We start from the raw sequence: 17,618 nt of genomic DNA, 5'->3' as shown, positions 1-17,618 counted from the left end.
CGGCCTAGCCCCGAGCCTTTGCCCGCGACCGGCTGCGTGCTCTCGAGGTCGCGTCGAGCTCGACTTTGCGGACCCGCACGATCTCCGGGGTCACCTCGACGCATTCGTCGGCCGCGCAGAACTCCATGGCCTGTTCCAGGTCCAGTTCGAGCGGCCGGGCCAGCGTCTCCATCACGTCGGCGGTCGAGGAGCGCATGTTGGTCAGCTTCTTCTCGCGGGTCACGTTGACGTCGAGATCCTCAGCGCGAGGGTTGATCCCGACGACCATGCCCTCGTAGGTGTCCTGCCCGGGCTCGACGAAGAACTGGCCGCGGTCGGCGAGCTGCAGCATCGCGAACGGGGTGATGCTGCCGGTGCGGTCGGACACGAGTGAACCGGTGTGGCGGGCCCGGATCTCGCCGGCCCACGGCCGGTAACCGTCGAACACGGCGTTGGCGATGCCAGTGCCGCGGGTGAGGGTGAGGAAATCGGTGCGGAAGCCGATCAGCCCGCGGCTGGGGACGATGAAGTCCATCCGGACCCAGCCCGCGGCATGGTTCTTCATTTCTTCCATGCGTCCCTTGCGACCGGCCATCAACTGGGTGATGGCACCGACGAATTCCTCGGGACAGTCGATCGTCATCGCCTCGAACGGTTCGTGCAGCTTGCCGTCGATGGTGCGGGTGACCACCTGCGGCTTGCCGACGGTGAGTTCGAAGCCTTCCCGGCGCATCTGCTCCACCAGCACCGCCAGCGCCAGCTCGCCGCGGCCCTGCACCTCCCAGGCGTCGGGCCGGCCGATGTCGACGACCCGGATCGAGACGTTGCCGACGAGTTCGGCGTCCAGCCGGTTGCGGACCATGCGCGCGGTCAGTTTGTGACCGGATACCTTGCCGGCCAGCGGCGAGGTGTTGGTGCCGATGGTGACCGAGATGGCCGGCTCGTCGACGGTGATGCGCGGCAGGGCGTGGGCGTGGTCGGGGTCGGCCAGCGTGTCACCGATCATGATTTCGGGAATGCCGGCGATGGCGACGATATCTCCAGCTGTCGCTTCGTTCGTCGCGCTGCGTTCGACGCCTTCGGTGGCCAGCAATTCGGTGATCTTGGCGCTGGTGATGACCGGCAGCCCGTCCACCTCGCGCATCCACGCCACCTGCTGGCCCTTGCGCAACCTGCCGTTGTAGATGCGGACCAGAGCGAGCCGGCCCAGGAACGCCGAGGCGTCCAGGTTGGTGACCAACGCCTGCAGCGGCGCCTCGGGGTCGCCTTTGGGCGGCGGGACGTGTTCCTCGAGCACCTCGAACAGCGGATCCAGGTTGGTGCCGTCCGGGACCTGGCCGTCGGGCGGCTGCGCGGTGCTGACGATGCCGGCGCGTCCGGACGCGTACAACGTCGGCAGGCCCAGCGCGTGCTCGGCGGCCGCGGCGGCCTCGTCGTCCAGGTCGGTGGCGACGTCGAGCAACAGGTCGTGGCTGGCCTCGACGACTTCGGCGATGCGCGCGTCGGGCCGGTCGGTCTTGTTGACCACCAGGATCACCGGCAGATGCGCGGCGAGTGCCTTGCGCAGCACGAACCGGGTCTGCGGTAGCGGGCCTTCGGATGCGTCGACCAGCAGCAGCACCCCGTCCACCATGGACAGGCCGCGCTCCACCTCGCCGCCGAAGTCGGCGTGGCCGGGAGTGTCTATGACATTTATTACTGTGACGGTCCCGTCCGGGTGGTGGCGGTGCACGGCGGTGTTCTTGGCCAGGATGGTGATGCCTTTTTCCTTCTCCAGATCACCGCTGTCCAGGACGCGTTCCTGCACTTCACCGCGCTCGTGCAGCGCGCCGGACTGCCGCAGCATCGCGTCGACCAGGGTGGTTTTGCCGTGGTCGACGTGGGCGACGATGGCGACATTGCGGAATGGCACGTCGGTGATTGTGGCAGTGGGGCCGCCGGATAGCGAACTGGGCGTGATCCGCTGTCGACTCTGCGTCTGTGGCGCGTAGGGTGCACCCCCGACGCGGAATCGTTGGCGTTGTACCGGGTCAAACGGCAGTTTCGTGAGTAGCATCCCGGCTATGGATGAGGTGGCCTTCGGGCGCTACCGGCTCCTGGAATTGATCGGCGAAGGCGGCATGGGCCAGGTGTTCAAGGCCCACGACACAGTGATCGGGCGTGACGTCGCCATCAAGGTGCTGCCGCCCGAGATGGCCACGCTGGACGGATACCGGGAACGGTTCCGTCGCGAGGCCCAGGTCGCAGCCCGGTTGACCGAACCGCACATCATTCCCATTTACGACACCGGCGAGATCGACGGACGTCTTTACCTGGTCATGCCCGTCATCGAGGGCATCGACGTGCAGACGGTGTTGCAGCGTGAGGGGGCCATGAGCCCACCGCGGGCCGTGCGAGTGATTCAGCAGTTGGCTGCGGCGCTGAACGCGGCGCACAAGAGCGGACTGGTGCATCGCGACATCAAACCGTCGAACGCGTTGATGACCCCGGACGAGCACGTCTACCTCATCGACTTCGGCATCGCGCACGACGCCTCGGCGACCAGACTGACCCAGACCGGCATGATGGTCGGCACCTTCTCCTACATGGCCCCGGAGCGTTTCGTGGCCGGCGCGGTCGACGCCCGCGCCGACGTCTACGCACTCACCTGCGTGTTGCACGAATGCCTCACCGGGACAACGCCTTTCCCTGGCGACAGCATGGAGCAGCAGATCGCCGCGCATCTTACGACGGCTCCGCCGAAGGCCAGCGCGTTGAACCCTGCCATTCCAGTGGGATTCGACGAAGTCATTGCCCGCGGCATGGCCAAACAACCCGGAGAGCGTTACCAAACCGCTGCCGAGTTGTCGGCCGCGGCTCAACAGGCGCTCGTCGCGGCGCCACCGCCGTATCGGCCGCCGGGGCCGCCGCCCGAGCCGCCCAGGGCGCCGTCGGGACCGCCCAGGGCGCCGTCGGGGCCGCCCAGAGCGCCGACGGGGCCGCCCAGAGCGCCGTCGCCGCAGCAACCCACCGAACTGGCGCCCACCCGGCATGCGTCACTCGTCGCGCCGCCGGACCCTCGCATCGCGGCGCCTGCCGTCGGTGTCGGCCGATTCGCTTGCATCCTCACCGGACTCGTGTTGCTGACGCTCGCGACGGCCGCTGCCAGCTGGTTGAGATTCTTCCCACCGTGGATCTCCATGCTCGTTGTCATCCCAGGAATTGTGCTGCTGATTCGCGGCCGTGGGCGCGCGCAGGTGGCTAAGACGATGGCGGGCTGCGCCCTCGTTTCTTTGGGATTAGGAGCAGGCCTCGCACCGCTGCTTTTCGGATATAACGGTGTTGGCCTTGTTGGCCTTCCCGGCATGCTAGCCATCGTGGGATTGCTGCTCTTCCTCATCCCTTTGTTTCCACGGCCCACACCCGCGCTTGCGCGTGGCACTCTGCTGATCGGGACGGGCATCCTGATGTTGTCTCTGATCGAGGCGACTCTGCCCGTTCTCGCAGGGATCCCCGCTGCAGCGTTCTTTATAGTCGTCGCCGCTACCATCGGCCTGATTTTGCTGTCCGCCGGCGCCATCGCGTGGCGGTTGGCCGCCCGAGGTATCAAACCCCAGTCGCCCCCGATAAGCATTGGTGGGTTCAGTTGTGTCCTCGTCGGCGTGATCGTCTTGGCAATCTCGGTTGCCCTGCTGCTGGCCCCGCCACACTGGATTTCGTGGTCTTGGGTGTCCCCCAGCTATCACTCCCACTACTACCACTACTACTACCGAGAGTCGTACATCGCCGCCGTCAAGTGGTTGCTCGTCATGGGAATAATCCCCGGAATAGTGTTGCTGGTCCTTGGCCGCGGACGGGCACACGCCGATCAGACGATTACCGGTTGCGCGCTGACTGCCTTGGCACTGTGCACGCTGCTATTGGACGTCACCGGGCTCTACACCGGTAGCGAGTCGCTGACCTATTTCAGCGTGTTCCTCGCCGTCGTTGGCTTGGTACTGATGTTCATCCCGATCTCCCGCAGACCCACTCGCGCGCTCGCGCGCGCGTGCATCTGCTACGGCGCAGGCATATTGGCGCTAACCGTCGTTCAGTGGTCTGATTTCGTTACGACTGGAATCATGCTGCTGGTAAGCGCTAGCGCCATCGGGGTGATCCCCGTCGTGGGCGGCCTGATCGCACGACAGCTGGCACGCCGGAATAGCGAAGCCGCCCAGCCGAATTCGCTATCAGGCGCGCCACCCGAACCGCCGAAGTCGCCAGCCACGCCGCCGCGGCGCTAACCGACTAGTCGGGGGCTCGGCCACCTTCTCACCGCCGTAGACGACTCAATAGGCGCAGTTGCTGTGCGTCTTTCGCTGTTGACTCTGCGCCTAGGGCGCGAAAGTGCGAGTAAGTTGCGACCTCAGCGCAGAATCAACGCGTTGAACCGCAGGACAGGGCACGGATCAGGTCGGGCAACCAGGCGCGATCAGCGGGCACCCAGTCGACCTCGGGCAGCTCTGCCGCCGTCACCCAGCGCAGCGCCCGGTGATCATGCGGCCGTGGGTCACCGCGCAGCAGACGCACGCGATAGGCCCGTAAGACCGTCGACGAGTTCAGCGTGATGTCCTCGCCCAGCCGCTCCCCGACCGCGACGTCGACTCCGAGTTCCTCGGCCAGTTCACGGGCCAGCGCGGCGGGTTCGGATTCTCCGTCGGCGACCTTGCCGCCGGGCAGTTCCCACAGGCCGGCGAGCTCAGGAGGTCGATCCCGTTGCGCCACCAGAAGGACCGACCCGGCGACGATTGCGCCGGCGACGACGACCTGGTTCGGCATGGGCAGTGAGGGTATACCTAGCTGCTATGGCTGTGTTATCGGACGAGCAAGTAGACGCCGCACTGCCCGACCTGGACGGCTGGGAGCGGGTCGACGGCACGATACGCCGGGCGGTCAAGTTTCCGGCGTTTCTCGACGGGATCGACGCGGTGCGCCGGGTGGGCGAGCACGCCGAGTCCAAGAATCATCATCCGGATATCGACATCCGTTGGACGACAGTGACTTTTGCGTTGGTGACACATTCCGAGAACGGCATCACTCAGAACGACATCGACATGGCGCGCGCCATCGACGGGATCGTCGGCAGCTGACGCTCCGGCTTCTGGGCCCGCCCGTCACGCTGGCGTGACGTTGGGCGTCGGCCGTCGCGCTAGCGTGACGTTCGGCGCAGCGCGGGCGATCCAACCCAGCGTCGCCACCGCGGCGACCACGTAGACCGTCCCCGCCCAGGCCAGGTACCACGGCCTGCTGATCGCCCAGATGGTCGGCTGCGCGAAGCTCAGCAACCAGGGCACGCCGACGACGGTGAGCACCAGCCAGCCCCACCCCAGGATCTTGGCTCCCAGCCGCTCCCGCAGCGGCCCATGAAGCAGCCAGATCATCAGCGGGACCAGCCACACCCAGTGATGGGTCCAGGAGATCGGCGACAAGAGCAGCCCGAACAGCTCGACCACCAGCAACAGGCCCAGCTGATCGGTGGGCTCCAGCGCCCGCCAGGCCAGGACGGCAACGACCGCCGTCACCGCGATCGCGGCCAGCACCGGCGGCCCGTAGCCGGCATCGTGGCCGAGAATGCGTGAGATCGCGCCGCGCCAGGACTGGTTGAACGACGTAGCGATCGGACCGATGCGGTGCGCATCGCCGAGCAGATCGGTGAAGTAGTACCTCGCCTGCTCACCGACAACCAGCAACGACACTCCGACCGTGGCGAGGAAGACCGCCATCGAGAACAGCGCCGCCGCCCAGCGGCGCGCGCCCAGCAGATACAGCCCGGCAATGGCCGGGGTCAGCTTGACCCCGGCGGCGAGACCGACCAGCAAACCCGAAAGCCACCACCGGCTGGTGTGGACCGCTGCCAGCACCGCCAGCACCAGGAACACGTTGATCTGTCCGTAGTCGAAGTTGCTGCGCAGCGGTTCGATCCAGATGGCGATCGCCGTCCACAACAGCGCCACCCGCCGGTCCGAACCAATGCCGATCAGCAGCTGACTGATCCGCACCACCCCGTACAGTGCCGCCACGATCGCGACGTGCCATAGCAGGGCAAGCAGCCCGAACGGCACCGCGTGCAGCGGATATAGCAGCACCGCAGCAAAGGGCGGATAGGTGAACGGCAGCGGGAAGTCCGGAGTCTGGTCGGCGTAGACGTAGCTGTACAGCGTGCCGGGGTGGTTCAGGGCGGCGGCCCCGCCCACGTAGACGTGCAGGTCGACGAAGTTTGCGCCGTGCGGCGACAGGTAGGTCCAGCCGAACCTGGCGGCGACGCTGAGGATCAGGAGCAGCGGCGCCACCGTCGCCAGCGAAAGCGCGCGTCGCCGGCCGGTGGTTGCCGCCGGGGCGGCCGATGTGGTGTCTATCCGACCGACTTTAGTCAGCGCGCCGGGTCGATAACGACCGCGCAACGAATCCCTGGTGGTCGGTCACCGCTGTCGCTCGTATCGATAACGATCGCGTAAATGCCACACGTGTCACTTGAGTCACTTCTGTACCGCGATAGCTTCGTCCGCAGGTCCTTGGGGGGCCTTGCTAGAGCCAGTTGAAGACAACCAGGGAGAGTCATGCCAACCATTTGGACTTACGTCCGGGCCGCCGCCGTACTCGTCGGCTCGTCCGCCGCGCTACTGACGGGCGGTATCGCCCACGCCGACCCCGCTCCGGCTCCGCCGCAACCCAACATCCCGCAGCAACTCATCGCCTCGGCGGCCAACGCGCCGCAGATCCTGCAGAACCTGGCGACCGCACTGGGCGCCACCCCGCCGTTGACGCAGGCGACTTCGCCGGCCCCGCAGGGTGTGCTGCGCGCGCCCGACCCGGCGCCCGCGGCCCCGGGTGGGTTGAACCTTCCCGCCGTGGTTCCGGGAGCCACCGCACCCGCGACCGCCCCGGCGGCGACCTCACCCGGGACGGTCCCGGCGGCGACCTCGCCCGGGACGGTCCCGGCGATTCCCGGCGTCAACACGCCGATCCCCGGGATCACCGCACCGGCGGCTCCCGTCGCGCCCGCCCCGGCGAGCGTTCCGTCCATCCCCGGAGTGAACACGCCGCTGCCGGCCCTCGCCGCTCCGACGGCTCCGGCGGCCGCCGCGCCGGCGAGCGTGCCGTCCATCCCCGGGGTCAACACCCCGATCCCCGGCCTGTCCGCTCCGGCGGCCCCGGCGGCACCTGCCTCGCCGCTGCCTGGGTTGGCGTCGTCGCTGCCGGGACTGGCACAAGCCGCACTGCCCGGGCTGACCTCGGCGATCCCGGGGCTCTCGGGCGCCACGCCTGGTGCGCCGGCGGCGACCGGGCCGCAGACACTGCTCGCGGCGCTGCCCTGAGTCCTGTCCTCCGACGACTGACCTACCACTGATAAACAGGAGAAACACCGTGGCAAGCACTTGGAGTCTGTCCAGAGGTTTGGCCGCAGTCGTCGTCACATCGGCTGCCGCGTTCGTGCTCAGTCCGAGCGCGGCAGCCGACCCGGTGACGCCGTCGACCGACCCTGTCCAGTTACCGGGGCTGCCGGCGTTGACCCAGTTGAGTCCGATCATCCAGCAGGCAGCCAGCGATCCGGGGCAGGCGACGCAGCTGCTGATGGCGGCCGCGCAGGCGTTCACCCACAACCCCTCGGCACCCGCCGAGGCCAAGAACGTCGCGTCGTCGGTGCACCAGTTCGTCGCCGAACCACCGGCGCCCGAAGCCGGCCCGGTGGCACACGTGCCGGCGCCGGGTGTCGTGCCCGGCGTGCCGCAACACCTGCCGACGGGTGTGGACCCCGTGTACGCGGCGGGCCCGCCGCCCGTCGGCGTGCCGGTGAATCCGCGCCCGGTGTCCCCGCCGCTGCCCGGGCCGGCGGTTCCGCCGCCTGCCGCGGCCCCTAGCGCGCCCCCGGCTCCGGCCGCGCCCGCGCCGGTGGCCGCACCCTCACCCGCCGCGGCACCCGTCGCGGCACCTGCGGCCGTCGCGGCACCAGCGCCGGCTCCGGCCCCAGCGCCCGCGGCCGCGGCCCCGGGGTTCGGACCCGATGCCCCGCCCACCCAAGACTTCATGTACCCCTCGATCGGCACCAACTGCCTGGGCGAGGGCAACAATGCGCTGGCAACGGCGTTGTCGGTGGCCGGTCCGGCCGCCATTCCGACGCCGGGACCCGCTCCCGGCCAGACCGCCTACGTGTTCACCGCTGTCGGCACTCCCGGGCCTGCCGAGGTGCAGCGGCTGCCGTTGAACGTCACCTGGATCAACCTGACCACCGGCAAGTCGGGCAGCGCCACGCTGAAGCCACGCACCGACATCAACGCCGAAGGGCCGACCACGCTGACCGCAATCGTCGACACCGGTTCGGGCAGCATCATGTCCACGATCTTCGGTCAGGTCACGACCAAAGACCGCCAGTGCCAGTTCATGCCGACCATCGGCACGACAGTGGTGCCGTAGCTGCCATCCACTCGGTGGGCAAGCGCGCACCCAAAATGCCGGGGCGCACCGGCGTGGCGCAGTACATCTGCGCACGCTCGCGACCGGCAACGCGCCTGACTAGTAAGCCATGAACAGGATCGCGTCCCGGTCGTACTCCAGACCAGGGTGCACGCTGGCAAGGTGTGCCTGGGTGAGCTCGACGAGCTCGTCCTCGTCCTTGCCGACGATGGCTTCACCACACGGACACGTAATGTGCGTCTTCACTTGGCCGCCTTTCCTTTTGCTTTCCCCGAAGCAGAAGCCTTCATCTGCTTCTTGTACGACCGCACCCGGCCGAGCGATTCGGCATCGACGATGTCGGCCACGGAGACGTAGCTGCCGGGTTTGCCGAACTCTCCGGCCGCGGACTGCCAGCCCACCGGCGTGACACCGTATTGCTTGCCTAGTAGCGCCAGGAAGATCTGAGCCTTCTGCTCGCCGAAGCCGGGCAGTCCCTTGAGCCGCTTCAGCAGTTCTTTGCCATCGGGGTCACCGGCAGTCCACAGAGCAGTCGCGTCCCCGCCATAGCGGTCCACGATGATCTGCGCGAGCGCCTGGATCCGCTTGGCCATCGACCCCGGGAATCGGTGAATCGCCGGCTTTTCCGAACAGAGCGCGGCGAACTTGTCCGGGTCGTACTCGGCGATCTCGGCCGCGTCGCAGCCACCCATCCGGTCAGCGATCTTCTTGGGTCCGGCGAACGCGGTCTCCATCGGGACCTGCTGATCGAGCAGCATGCCTACCAGCAACGCGAACGGGTTGGAGTCCAGCAGGCCGTCGGCGGCCGGATCTTGGACGAGCTGCAGCTTCGGCACGGCCTCAGTCTAGAACTGCCGCATCGCGGCCGCGTCGCAGCATCAGTTTCATCACTGAATTCGGTTGCCCGCCAACAACTATCCGCTCTTACGACGAAATTCCCGACGGTTACCGGCCGCCCCGTGCGCCCGCGACTGCTTGCCGCCGCCGTCCTTGTGGTCGGACCCGCCCGACGACTTCGTCTGCTTGCGCTCCAGGGCTTCGCGGAACTTGCGCTTGGTGTCGTCCTCTGGGGGTTCCGATTCAGCCATACCGGCAGCCTAACGCTTGCCGGGCGGCAGCCCGTACACGTGCGAGATCGGCATCGTCAGCAGCACCCGCCGATCGGTGACCATGGCTTCGCGGTATTCGTCCCAGTCGGGATGTTCGCCGGCGATGTTGCGGTACAACGCAATCAGCGCCTCGACGGTGGCGTCGTCGGGCGCGGCGGCCGGCGGCGTCAGTTCCGCGACACCTTCGGCGACGGCATAGGACCAGCCGTCGTCGGCGTCGACCAGCAGCGAGGCCCGCGGGTCACGACGCAGGTTTCGGGTCTTGGCCCGCGGCTCGGTGACCGACACCTGCAGCACCAGCTGCCGTGGATCGAAGTGGTACTGCACGTTGGACAACTGGGGCCGCCCGTCGCGCTTGATGGTGGCCAGCACCCCGATCGAGTTGCAACTGATCACGGCCAGCAGCTTGTCGTCGAAGACTTGGCGTCCCATGCCGAAAGCCTACGTCTCCTACCGCCCTGGTGAAATTGAGTGATGACCAAGTACGCGGCATTCCTGCGCGGCGTCAACGTCGGTGGCGTCAACCTCAAGATGGCCGAGGTCGCGGAGGCATTGACCGCCGCGGGCTTCCAGAATGTCCGCACCATCCTGGCCAGCGGCAATGTGCTGCTGGAATCGTCGGCCAAGGTCGCGACGGTACGGAAGAAGGCGGAGACCGCGTTGCGCGACCGGTTCGGATACGACGCGTGGGTGCTGGCCTACGACATCGACACGGTGCGCGCCATCGACCAGGGGTATCCGTTCGAACGCGAGCGCGACGGCTACCAGTCCTACGTCACCTTCGTCACCGACCCGCAGGTGCTCGATGAGTTGACCGAATTGAGCGCCGGTCCCGAGGAGCAGATCGGTCGCGGCGAGGGCGTCATCTACTGGCAGGTGCCCAAGGGCAGCACCCTGGACAGCACGATCGGCGCGACGATGGGCAAGAAGCGCTACAAGTCGTCGACCACCACCCGCAATCTGCGCACGTTGGGCAAGGTGATCAAGTGAGTACCCCCAAACCACGCAAGGTCGTCCTCGAAGGCGTCTCGGAGACCGCGCTGCTGACGTTGAACGCCAGAGCCGCCGAAGCGCGGCGGCCGGACGCGGTCCTCGAGGATCCGATGGCGGTGACGCTGGTGGACTCGATCGACTTCGACTTCGCCAAATTCGGCCGCACCGGCCAGGACATCGCGCTGCGCGCCCGGACGTTCGACCTGGCGACACAGGACTATCTGAGCACGCACTCGGCCGCCACCGTGGTGGCGTTGGCCGAAGGCTTGCAGACCAGCTTCTGGCGCTTGGAAGCCGCCCTGCCGGAGAGCAAATTCCGTTGGCTGACAGTGGATTTGCCCCCGATCATCGAGGTCCGCGAACGGTTGCTGCCATCGTCGTCGCGGGTTTCGGTGCGGGCGCAGTCGGCACTGGACTACAGCTGGATGGACGACGTCGACCCGCGCGACGGGGTCTTCATCACTGCCGAAGGGCTGTTGATGTACCTACAGCCCGAGCAGTCGCTGGAGTTGATCGCCGAGTGCGCCAAGCGTTTTCCCGGCGGCCGGCTGCTTTTCGACACCCCGCCACGCTGGTTCAGCCTGTGGAGCAAGGTCGGCATGCGGACGACGCTGCGCTACAAAGTGCCGACCATGCCGTTCAGTCTGTCCGTTTCGCAGGCGGCCGATCTGGTGAACACGGTGCCGGGCGTTCGTGCCGTCCGCGACGTCAGGCTGACACCGGGGCGGGGCGCGTTGCTCAATGCCGTGATGTCGACGGTCTATCGGGTCAAACTCCTCGACCCGCTACGACCGAACCTGACGCTGCTGGAGTTCTAATCCTCCGCGACGTTGGTGAGGTAACGCATCGCGTCGTTCTTGGTGAGCCCCAGAGCGTGGGCCACCTCGACGTACTCCTTGGCCGCGGCCGCCATCGCGGCGTCTGTCGGATCGAAGCGGGAGATGAAAGTGCCGAAGCGGCCCCGTGTTTCGACGATCGCCGCGGACTCGAGCTCACGGTAGGCACGGGCGACGGTGTTGGCCGCCACACCGAGTTGACCGGCCAGGTCACGCACGGTCGGCAGTCGGGTGCCCGGCGGCAGCGACCCGGCCCGCACTCCGTCGATCACCTGGGTCCTGAGCTGGTCGAACAACGGCTTGCCTGCTTTGACGTCCACCCTCAGCAAATCGCGCAACTCCACGCATCCAGTATTGCCCAAGCGCGGCTATGTTTGTGGGATGCGAGTGGCGGTGCTGAGCGGCGCGGGGATCTCCGCCGAGAGCGGAGTACCGACGTTTCGCGACGACAAGAACGGGTTGTGGGCCCACTTCGACCCGTACGAGTTGTCCAGCGTGCAGGGCTGGGAGCGTAACCCCGAGCGCGTCTGGGGCTGGTACTTGTGGCGTCACTACCTGGTGGGCGACGTCCAGCCCAACAACGGCCACCGCGCGATCGCCGACTGGCAGAACCGGGCTGACGTGACCGTCATCACCCAGAACGTCGACGATCTCCATGAGCGCGCCGGCAGCGCTCCGGTGCACCACCTGCACGGCAGCCTGTTCGAGTTCCGTTGCGCGCGTTGCGGTTCGTCCTATCGCGAGCCACTACCGGTGATGACCGAGGCCGCCATCGAAGTGGAGCCGCCAATCTGCCGGTGCGGTGGCCTGATTCGGCCGGACATCGTGTGGTTCGGGGAGGCGCTGCCGCAGCAGCCGTGGCAGTGCGCGGTCGAGGCGACCGAGAATGCCGACGTGGTGGTCGTGGTCGGTACCTCGTCGATCGTCTATCCGGCGGCCGGGCTGCCGGAGCTGGCGCTGGCGCGCGGTACGCCGGTCATCGAGGTCAATCCCGAGCCGACCCCGCTGTCCCCGCACGCCACGCTGTGTGTCCGCGACTCGGCCAGCGTGGCGCTGCCGGGCTTGTTGGACAAGCTGCCGAGCTTGCTGAGCTAGACGCGACGCGCCCGGCCGACCGCCAGCTCGGACACGGGTAGCGGCGCCCACGCCGGCAACGTCCACTCCCGCCGGGACGTCTCCACCACGAACCCGGCATCGACGATCGCGCGTTCGGTGTCGCGATGGGTGTGGCAGTTGCCGAACAGCCTCGGCCAGATCGTCGCGTCGGCCACCCGCTGCAACCGACCGCGAGCCCCGGCGCTGGCGATGTGCTCCAGGAAACGCAGCTCTCCGCCGGGCCGCAGCAGCGAATGCAGCCGTCGCAGCACGCCGGCCTGGTCGTGCACCGAGCACAACACCAGCGAGCACACCACCGCGTCGAATGTCTCGCCGTCGCCGAGGTCCTCGGCCATCTCGGCCGTCACGACCACCGGAATCGGCGCCGCGACGGCCGCGTCGCGCGCTTTGGACACCAGTTGCGGCTCGGGTTCGACGGCGACGACCTGGGTGACGGTGTCGGGATAGAAGGCGAAGTTGGTCCCAGTGCCCGCACCGATTTCCAGTACCCGCCCCGTCAGTTCGGCCAGGTTCTCCCGGCGCAACGCGCGCACCGATTCGGCCTCGTGAGCGGCGACGACGGGCCAAATCCGGGCGAAGAACGGGTTCTGGACCTTGCCGGTGGTCATGACCCCGCCGGTGGGCGATGCTGCAAGACCCAGTCCAGCAGCCGCTGCGAAGTCGCTTCCGCGCCGACTATCCCGGCCACCAGATGGCCGCACAGTACCGCGCCGAGTGCCCGGTCGGCGAACGCCTCGACGTCCCCGAACGGCAGATGCGATTTGGCAATCAGAATGGCCGCCACTCCGTGCGCTGCGGTCCACAGTTCCAGGGCCACCATCGTCGGATCGTCGGTCCGGTAAAGGCCCTCTTCCATCAGCGTCTGGACCGAGGCGCGCATATTTGTGAACGCCGCGCTCTTGATCGCGATATCGAAGTTGCTGCCCGACCGGGTCTCGCACATGGTGGCCAACCGGTACAACTCCGGGGTCTGCACGGCGAACCGCACATAGGCCAGACCCTGCGCCCGCAGGACGTCCACGGTGCAGGTCTGCCCGACGACGGCGCGCGCCATCTGCTCGTCCAGTCTGTCCAGATAACGCACGCACATCGCGTCCAGCAGCGCGTCCTTGTCCTTGAAATGCAGGTAGATCGACGGCGAGGTGACCCCCACGCGTTCGGCCACCGATCGGATCGAGATGGCCCGGACCTGACCGGTCTCGAGCAGCAACGCGGTTGCCGCATCGACGATCTCGTGCCGCAACCGGTCACCCCGGCCGCGGGGGGCACGCTGACGGCGCAGGCCGCCCACTGACACGTCAACCATTACGCGTCACCGAAGCGTGGATCTCGTGCCCGTTGTTGCGGGCCAACGCCTTGCCCGGGTCAGCATCGGCGGCAGCCCCATCTCCCGGGACCACGCCGGGCGGATCGACGGCGCCGCCCTCGCTGATCCCGAACCGCTCGTGCAGCCACACCAGCGGCTTGGGCGCCCACCAGTTCCAGCGGCCCATCACGTGCATGAACGCCGGCACCAGAACCATCCGCACCAGGGTGGCGTCGGCGATCACAGCCAACGTCAGGCCCAATCCGAACATCCGCATGAACGACACGTGCGCGGCGATCAGCGCGGCGAACGACATCGACATGACCAACGCGGCCGCGGTAATCACCCGGCCGGTGCGTGCCACTCCGCGCGCCACACTCTCGTCGTTGGCGGCGTGCGCCTCGGCCGCGGTGGGCCGGGCCGGACGCGCCGCCCCGGAAGCCAGCCAGTACTCGCGGATCCGGGAGACCAGGAACACCTCGTAGTCCATCGACAGCCCGAACGCGATACAGAACAGCAGCACGGGCATGTTGGCGACCAGAGTCCCGCTCGGCGTCGTGCCGAGCGCACCGAAGTGCCCGTCCTGGAAGATCCAGACCAGCGCGCCGAACGCCGCGGTCAACGACAGCACGTTCAACACCAGTGCTTTCACCGGCAACACCACGCTGCCGGTGAGCAGGAACAGCAGCACGAAGGTGACCACGGCCATCAGCCCCAGCACCAGCGGAACCCGATCGGTCACGGCGTCGACACTGTCCCGGTTGACCTGCGCGACGCCACCCATCTCCACGACGCGCCCACCCGGACCCGCGACCTGATGCAACCGGTCGAGTTGCGTGTCGGACGCTCGGGAGAACAGCGGCGCGGTGCTGCTCACGGTCAGAAACGCGCTGCCGTCGGCCATTCCGGTCGCGCCGGTGGGCGGACCCGCGGCCTTTCCCGCCACGAAGGTGCCCGTCGGCGCCGATACCGCCGCCACGTCGGACACCTGGGACAGTTCCGCGGCGTATCTGCCCAGCTCGTCCGGGCTCAGGCCGCGGGCATCGGGGACGACGATCGGTACCGCGGTCGCCGAGTCCCGCGCGAAGTTGGTGCGCAACTGATCGCCGACCTGATGGGCCGACGCCGACTTCGGCAGCACCCGGTCGTCAGGGAAACCCCACTTCACCGAGAAGAACGGCAGACCCAGGAGCAGCAGCAACGCAACCACGCCGCCGCCGAGCGGCAGCCAGCGTCGCATCACCAGCTTGCTGGATCGGTACCAGAACAACTCCTCGATCGGCTTGTGCGACGGCTCGGGGCGCCGGAAGATCCGCCGGAGCAGTCGTCGCACGTCCAGCGCGTCGAGTCGGGAACCCATCAGCACGATCGCGGCCGGGGTCACCACGATGGACGCGGTCGCCACGAAGGCCACCGTCGCAACGCCGGCGTAGGCGAAGGACTTGAGGAAGTACATCGGGAACAGCACCGTGGCCGCCATCGACAGCGCGACGGTGACGGCCGAGAAGATCACCGTGCGTCCGGAGGTGGCCATCGTGCGGATCAGCGCCTCGTCGCGGTCGGCGCCCTCGGCCAATTCGTCGCGGTAGCGGCTGATGATCAGCAGCGTGTAGTCGATGGCCAGCGCCAGGCCCAGCGCGGTACTGAGGTTGAGCGCGAAGATCGACACCTCGGTGGCGAAGGTGACCAGTCGCAGCACCGACATCGAACCCACCACGGCCAGCGCGCCCAGCGCCATCGGCAGCGCGGCGGTCAGCAACCCGCCGAACACCCAGACCAGCACCAGGAAGCTGAACGGAATCGCGATCATCTCCATCACCAGCAGATCGGCCTGGTTCTGTTTGTTGATCTGGGCGTATTCCATCGCCGAACCGCCGGCCTGGACGGTGACGCCGTCGCGGTCGTGCACGATCTCGTCGGCCAGGGTCTGGGCGTTCTTCTGCGCGTCGTTCTCGCCGCCCTTGAGGTTGACGACGATCAGTCCGGCCTTGCCGTCCTTGCTGATCAAGTCGGCGGCCGCTTCCGGCGGCATGGTCCACGGCGAGGTGGCGTTGTAGACCAGCGGTGACTTCTTGAGTTGGTCGACGATGTCGGTGCCGGCCCGGCGGGCCTGATCGCTTTCGGCGCCGCCGGGCGCGGTCACCAGGATCAGCATTTGCTGGCCGCTTTGACCGAACTTCTCGGTCAGCACGCCGATGGCACGCGCCGATTCGGAGTTGGGGTCCTGGAAACCGCCCGGCGACAGGCTGTTGGCGACCGGGACACCGAATACCGCGGCGGCGATGAAGACGAGGACGGCGATGGCGATGATGCGTCGGGGGGCCGCAATGGCCAGCCGAGCGATGCCTTGCAGCATGTGTGTGTCCCTCCGCTGGCAGCGCAAGCCGCCCCGCCCGGACCCGCACCGTACCGCGATAACTTAGCAACGTTAACTTACAAGTGTCAAACAAGACCCTGTGGGTGATACGAGCGCAGGTCCGGCATGGTTCATCCGGCTTTGAAATGAGTATTCTCGCGCGATCTCGGCGAACCTACCCGTCGGTAAGAATTGCCATCATTTTCCGAATCGTGACTCAAAGATTCCTTAATGGCGGCTCTTACGCTCAATGTCATGTGGATCGACGACACCAGTGCCGATGTCATCAAGGCTGACTTCGAGGCTCTCTACCACGGCGACATGCTTGTCGAGGGCGAGACCTCCGAGCAGTTCGAAGACTGGCAACCCCTGCCTACGGCGAGCTGAGGTAAATCATGGGCGTAATCGCACGGCTGCTAATGGCCGAACCCACCGCGACCCGGTGGTTCCGTCGATAGCTAGCTTTCTAGCTCCAAGCCCCCCGCTGTGGCGGGGGGCTTTTGGTTTGTCGGGGGGCTTTTGGGGTCGGGTGTGAAGCGTTGGCGTCGGGCGTGAAGCGTTGGCGTCGGGTGTGAACACAGGGACTTCAGTGTGAGCGCAGGGCGGGATAGTCGACCCGATCTCCACCCAGGCTTCACCCGCAACGCCCAGGCTTCACCCCCAACGCCCAGGCTTCACGCCCAACGCCCAGGCTCCACGCCCAAACGCCGCAGACCAGTTACCGCGGCGCCATCCGGATCGCGCCGTCCAAACGGATGACCTCGCCGTTGAGCATCGGGTTCTCGATGATGTGCACGGCCAGAGCCCCGTACTCGTCGGGGTCGCCCAGTCGGGCCGGGTGCGGCACCTGCTTACCCAGCGACTGCTGCGCCTCTTCGGGCAGCGAACCCAGCAGCGGCGTCTTGAACAACCCGGGTGCGATGGTCACCACGCGGATCAGCTCACGCGACAGGTCGCGGGCGATCGGCAGGGTCATGCCGACCACACCGCCCTTGGACGCCGAGTAGGCGGCCTGGCCGATCTGGCCTTCGAACGCGGCAACCGAAGCGGTGTTGATGATGACGCCGCGCTCCTCCCCGATCGGCTCGGCCTTGGCGATGCGCTCGGCCGAAAGCCGCAGCACGTTGAACGTGCCGATCAGGTTGACGCCGACGACCTTCTTGAACCCGTCCAACGGAAACGGCCCGTCCTTGGACAGAGTCTTGATCGCGTTGCCGATACCTGCGCAGTTGACGTTGATGCGCAGGGTGCCCAGCGATTCGGCGACGTCCAGTGCGGCGCCGACGGCAGCCTCGTCGGTGACGTCGGCCTCGACGAAGCGGGCACGATCCCCCAGCTCGCTGACCGCGTCGCCGCCCCGCAGGTCCAGCACCACGACCTGAGCTCCCGCGTCCAGCAGTCGCTTGGTGGTGGCCAGGCCCAGACCTGACGCTCCCCCGGTGACGACTGCAACGGCGTCCTTGATCTCCACGCTGTGTTTCCTTCCGCTCCGG

At 67.3% G+C, this 17,618-nt stretch carries 20 protein-coding genes; 8 read left to right on the top strand and 12 right to left on the bottom strand.

Features of this window, described 5'->3' with window-relative positions:
- Positions 1-4: 4 nt before the first annotated feature.
- Positions 5-1,891: a translational GTPase TypA gene (typA, locus tag AC5Y4D_RS13815; protein WP_499941311.1), complete on the bottom strand. Its 1,887-nt coding sequence runs from the start codon at positions 1,889-1,891 to the stop codon at positions 5-7.
- Positions 1,892-2,042: 151 nt separating this feature from the next.
- Between typA and AC5Y4D_RS13810 the strand changes: the two genes are divergently transcribed.
- The gene (locus AC5Y4D_RS13810) at positions 2,043-4,241 is read left to right on the top strand and encodes a serine/threonine-protein kinase (protein ID WP_500037415.1); all 2,199 of its coding nucleotides are present in this window, start codon (positions 2,043-2,045) and stop codon (positions 4,239-4,241) included.
- A gap of 133 nt (positions 4,242-4,374) precedes the next feature.
- On the opposite strand, the gene AC5Y4D_RS13805 is transcribed toward AC5Y4D_RS13810, so the two are convergent.
- Positions 4,375-4,776, bottom strand: coding sequence for a (deoxy)nucleoside triphosphate pyrophosphohydrolase (locus AC5Y4D_RS13805; protein ID WP_500037414.1), 402 nt, complete (start codon positions 4,774-4,776; stop codon positions 4,375-4,377).
- 26 nt (positions 4,777-4,802) lie between these two features.
- On the opposite strand from AC5Y4D_RS13805, the gene AC5Y4D_RS13800 reads away from it, so the two are divergent.
- Positions 4,803-5,087 carry a 4a-hydroxytetrahydrobiopterin dehydratase gene (locus tag AC5Y4D_RS13800; RefSeq protein WP_499941315.1) on the top strand — a complete coding sequence of 95 codons (285 nt, stop codon included), beginning with the start codon at positions 4,803-4,805 and terminating at the stop codon, positions 5,085-5,087.
- A 24-nt stretch (positions 5,088-5,111) separates the two neighbouring features.
- Here the strand turns inward: AC5Y4D_RS13800 and AC5Y4D_RS13795 are convergent, their stop codons facing one another.
- The gene (locus AC5Y4D_RS13795) at positions 5,112-6,398 is read right to left on the bottom strand and encodes a mannosyltransferase (RefSeq protein ID WP_500037413.1); all 1,287 of its coding nucleotides are present in this window, start codon (positions 6,396-6,398) and stop codon (positions 5,112-5,114) included.
- A 156-nt stretch (positions 6,399-6,554) separates the two neighbouring features.
- Between AC5Y4D_RS13795 and AC5Y4D_RS13790 the strand changes: the two genes are divergently transcribed.
- Together AC5Y4D_RS13790 and AC5Y4D_RS13785 are read left to right on the top strand one after the other, a co-directional pair.
- On the top strand, positions 6,555-7,313 hold the full coding sequence (locus AC5Y4D_RS13790) for a hypothetical protein (protein WP_499941319.1): 759 nt from the start codon (positions 6,555-6,557) through the stop codon (positions 7,311-7,313).
- A 28-nt stretch (positions 7,314-7,341) separates the two neighbouring features.
- On the top strand, positions 7,342-8,409 hold the full coding sequence (locus AC5Y4D_RS13785) for an Rv1157c family protein (RefSeq protein WP_500037466.1): 1,068 nt from the start codon (positions 7,342-7,344) through the stop codon (positions 8,407-8,409).
- Positions 8,410-8,508: 99 nt separating this feature from the next.
- Here the strand turns inward: AC5Y4D_RS13785 and AC5Y4D_RS13780 are convergent, their stop codons facing one another.
- From AC5Y4D_RS13780 to AC5Y4D_RS13765, 4 genes are all read right to left on the bottom strand, one after another.
- Complete coding sequence (locus AC5Y4D_RS13780) at positions 8,509-8,655, bottom strand: hypothetical protein (protein ID WP_003875447.1); 147 nt, start codon at positions 8,653-8,655, stop codon at positions 8,509-8,511.
- Complete coding sequence (locus AC5Y4D_RS13775) at positions 8,652-9,245, bottom strand: HhH-GPD-type base excision DNA repair protein (RefSeq protein WP_500037412.1); 594 nt, start codon at positions 9,243-9,245, stop codon at positions 8,652-8,654. Before AC5Y4D_RS13775 ends, AC5Y4D_RS13780 begins: the two co-directional genes overlap by 4 nt.
- 78 nt (positions 9,246-9,323) lie before the next feature.
- Positions 9,324-9,497 (bottom strand): DUF5302 domain-containing protein, encoded by a 174-nt coding sequence (locus tag AC5Y4D_RS13770; RefSeq protein ID WP_499941321.1) that lies wholly within the window; start codon positions 9,495-9,497, stop codon positions 9,324-9,326.
- A gap of 9 nt (positions 9,498-9,506) precedes the next feature.
- On the bottom strand, positions 9,507-9,950 hold the full coding sequence (locus tag AC5Y4D_RS13765; protein WP_500037411.1) for a PPOX class F420-dependent oxidoreductase: 444 nt from the start codon (positions 9,948-9,950) through the stop codon (positions 9,507-9,509).
- Between the two features lie 42 nt (positions 9,951-9,992).
- Between AC5Y4D_RS13765 and AC5Y4D_RS13760 the strand changes: the two genes are divergently transcribed.
- Both AC5Y4D_RS13760 and AC5Y4D_RS13755 read left to right on the top strand, forming a co-directional pair.
- Positions 9,993-10,508, top strand: a complete 516-nt coding sequence (locus AC5Y4D_RS13760) for a DUF1697 domain-containing protein (RefSeq protein ID WP_500037410.1) — start codon at positions 9,993-9,995, stop codon at positions 10,506-10,508.
- The gene (locus tag AC5Y4D_RS13755) at positions 10,505-11,329 is read left to right on the top strand and encodes a class I SAM-dependent methyltransferase (protein WP_500037409.1); all 825 of its coding nucleotides are present in this window, start codon (positions 10,505-10,507) and stop codon (positions 11,327-11,329) included. The genes AC5Y4D_RS13760 and AC5Y4D_RS13755 overlap by 4 nt, the downstream gene beginning before the upstream one ends.
- Here the strand turns inward: AC5Y4D_RS13755 and AC5Y4D_RS13750 are convergent.
- Positions 11,326-11,691, bottom strand: coding sequence for an Rv1152 family transcriptional regulator (locus AC5Y4D_RS13750; RefSeq protein ID WP_499941329.1), 366 nt, complete (start codon positions 11,689-11,691; stop codon positions 11,326-11,328). The genes AC5Y4D_RS13755 and AC5Y4D_RS13750 overlap by 4 nt on opposite strands.
- A gap of 37 nt (positions 11,692-11,728) precedes the next feature.
- Between AC5Y4D_RS13750 and AC5Y4D_RS13745 the strand changes: the two genes are divergently transcribed.
- Positions 11,729-12,442 carry an NAD-dependent deacylase gene (locus AC5Y4D_RS13745; RefSeq protein WP_500037408.1) on the top strand — a complete coding sequence of 238 codons (714 nt, stop codon included), beginning with the start codon at positions 11,729-11,731 and terminating at the stop codon, positions 12,440-12,442.
- Here AC5Y4D_RS13745 and AC5Y4D_RS13740 read toward each other — a convergent pair.
- From AC5Y4D_RS13740 to AC5Y4D_RS13730, 3 genes are read right to left on the bottom strand one after another with little or no spacing between them, the layout of a single operon-like run.
- Complete coding sequence (locus AC5Y4D_RS13740; protein WP_500037407.1) at positions 12,439-13,071, bottom strand: class I SAM-dependent methyltransferase; 633 nt, start codon at positions 13,069-13,071, stop codon at positions 12,439-12,441. The genes AC5Y4D_RS13745 and AC5Y4D_RS13740 overlap by 4 nt on opposite strands.
- A complete protein-coding gene (locus tag AC5Y4D_RS13735; RefSeq protein ID WP_500037406.1) occupies positions 13,068-13,769 on the bottom strand; it encodes a TetR/AcrR family transcriptional regulator in 702 nt (233 codons plus the stop codon). Before AC5Y4D_RS13735 ends, AC5Y4D_RS13740 begins: the two co-directional genes overlap by 4 nt.
- On the bottom strand, positions 13,762-16,125 hold the full coding sequence (locus AC5Y4D_RS13730) for an MMPL family transporter (RefSeq protein ID WP_500037405.1): 2,364 nt from the start codon (positions 16,123-16,125) through the stop codon (positions 13,762-13,764). Before AC5Y4D_RS13730 ends, AC5Y4D_RS13735 begins: the two co-directional genes overlap by 8 nt.
- A 231-nt stretch (positions 16,126-16,356) precedes the next feature.
- Between AC5Y4D_RS13730 and AC5Y4D_RS13725 the strand changes: the two genes are divergently transcribed.
- On the top strand, positions 16,357-16,512 hold the full coding sequence (locus AC5Y4D_RS13725; protein ID WP_500037404.1) for a hypothetical protein: 156 nt from the start codon (positions 16,357-16,359) through the stop codon (positions 16,510-16,512).
- A gap of 331 nt (positions 16,513-16,843) precedes the next feature.
- Here AC5Y4D_RS13725 and AC5Y4D_RS13720 read toward each other — a convergent pair whose 3' ends face one another.
- Positions 16,844-17,596, bottom strand: coding sequence for a 3-hydroxyacyl-CoA dehydrogenase (locus tag AC5Y4D_RS13720; protein WP_499941337.1), 753 nt, complete (start codon positions 17,594-17,596; stop codon positions 16,844-16,846).
- Positions 17,597-17,618 lie beyond the last annotated feature (22 nt).

The sequence above is a fragment of the Mycobacterium sp. NGS67 genome, from assembly GCF_059812185.1.
The sequence above is the reverse complement of the archived record's forward strand: the minus strand, read 5'-3'. Positions and strand labels throughout refer to the sequence as shown.

Excerpts from the sequence above, each read along its gene's own strand:
- AC5Y4D_RS13810 (WP_500037415.1), top strand. The coding sequence starts at position 2,043 with ATGGATGAGGTGGCCTTCGGGCGCTACCGGCTCCTGGAATTGATCGGC.
- AC5Y4D_RS13805 (WP_500037414.1), bottom strand. The coding sequence starts at position 4,776 with ATGCCGAACCAGGTCGTCGTCGCCGGCGCAATCGTCGCCGGGTCGGTC.
- AC5Y4D_RS13800 (WP_499941315.1), top strand. The coding sequence starts at position 4,803 with ATGGCTGTGTTATCGGACGAGCAAGTAGACGCCGCACTGCCCGACCTG.
- AC5Y4D_RS13790 (WP_499941319.1), top strand. The coding sequence starts at position 6,555 with ATGCCAACCATTTGGACTTACGTCCGGGCCGCCGCCGTACTCGTCGGC.
- AC5Y4D_RS13770 (WP_499941321.1), bottom strand. The coding sequence starts at position 9,497 with ATGGCTGAATCGGAACCCCCAGAGGACGACACCAAGCGCAAGTTCCGC.
- AC5Y4D_RS13765 (WP_500037411.1), bottom strand. The coding sequence starts at position 9,950 with ATGGGACGCCAAGTCTTCGACGACAAGCTGCTGGCCGTGATCAGTTGC.
- AC5Y4D_RS13760 (WP_500037410.1), top strand. The coding sequence starts at position 9,993 with ATGACCAAGTACGCGGCATTCCTGCGCGGCGTCAACGTCGGTGGCGTC.
- AC5Y4D_RS13745 (WP_500037408.1), top strand. The coding sequence starts at position 11,729 with ATGCGAGTGGCGGTGCTGAGCGGCGCGGGGATCTCCGCCGAGAGCGGA.
- AC5Y4D_RS13740 (WP_500037407.1), bottom strand. The coding sequence starts at position 13,071 with ATGACCACCGGCAAGGTCCAGAACCCGTTCTTCGCCCGGATTTGGCCC.
- AC5Y4D_RS13735 (WP_500037406.1), bottom strand. The coding sequence starts at position 13,769 with ATGGTTGACGTGTCAGTGGGCGGCCTGCGCCGTCAGCGTGCCCCCCGC.
- AC5Y4D_RS13730 (WP_500037405.1), bottom strand. The coding sequence starts at position 16,125 with ATGCTGCAAGGCATCGCTCGGCTGGCCATTGCGGCCCCCCGACGCATC.
- AC5Y4D_RS13725 (WP_500037404.1), top strand. The coding sequence starts at position 16,357 with ATGGCGGCTCTTACGCTCAATGTCATGTGGATCGACGACACCAGTGCC.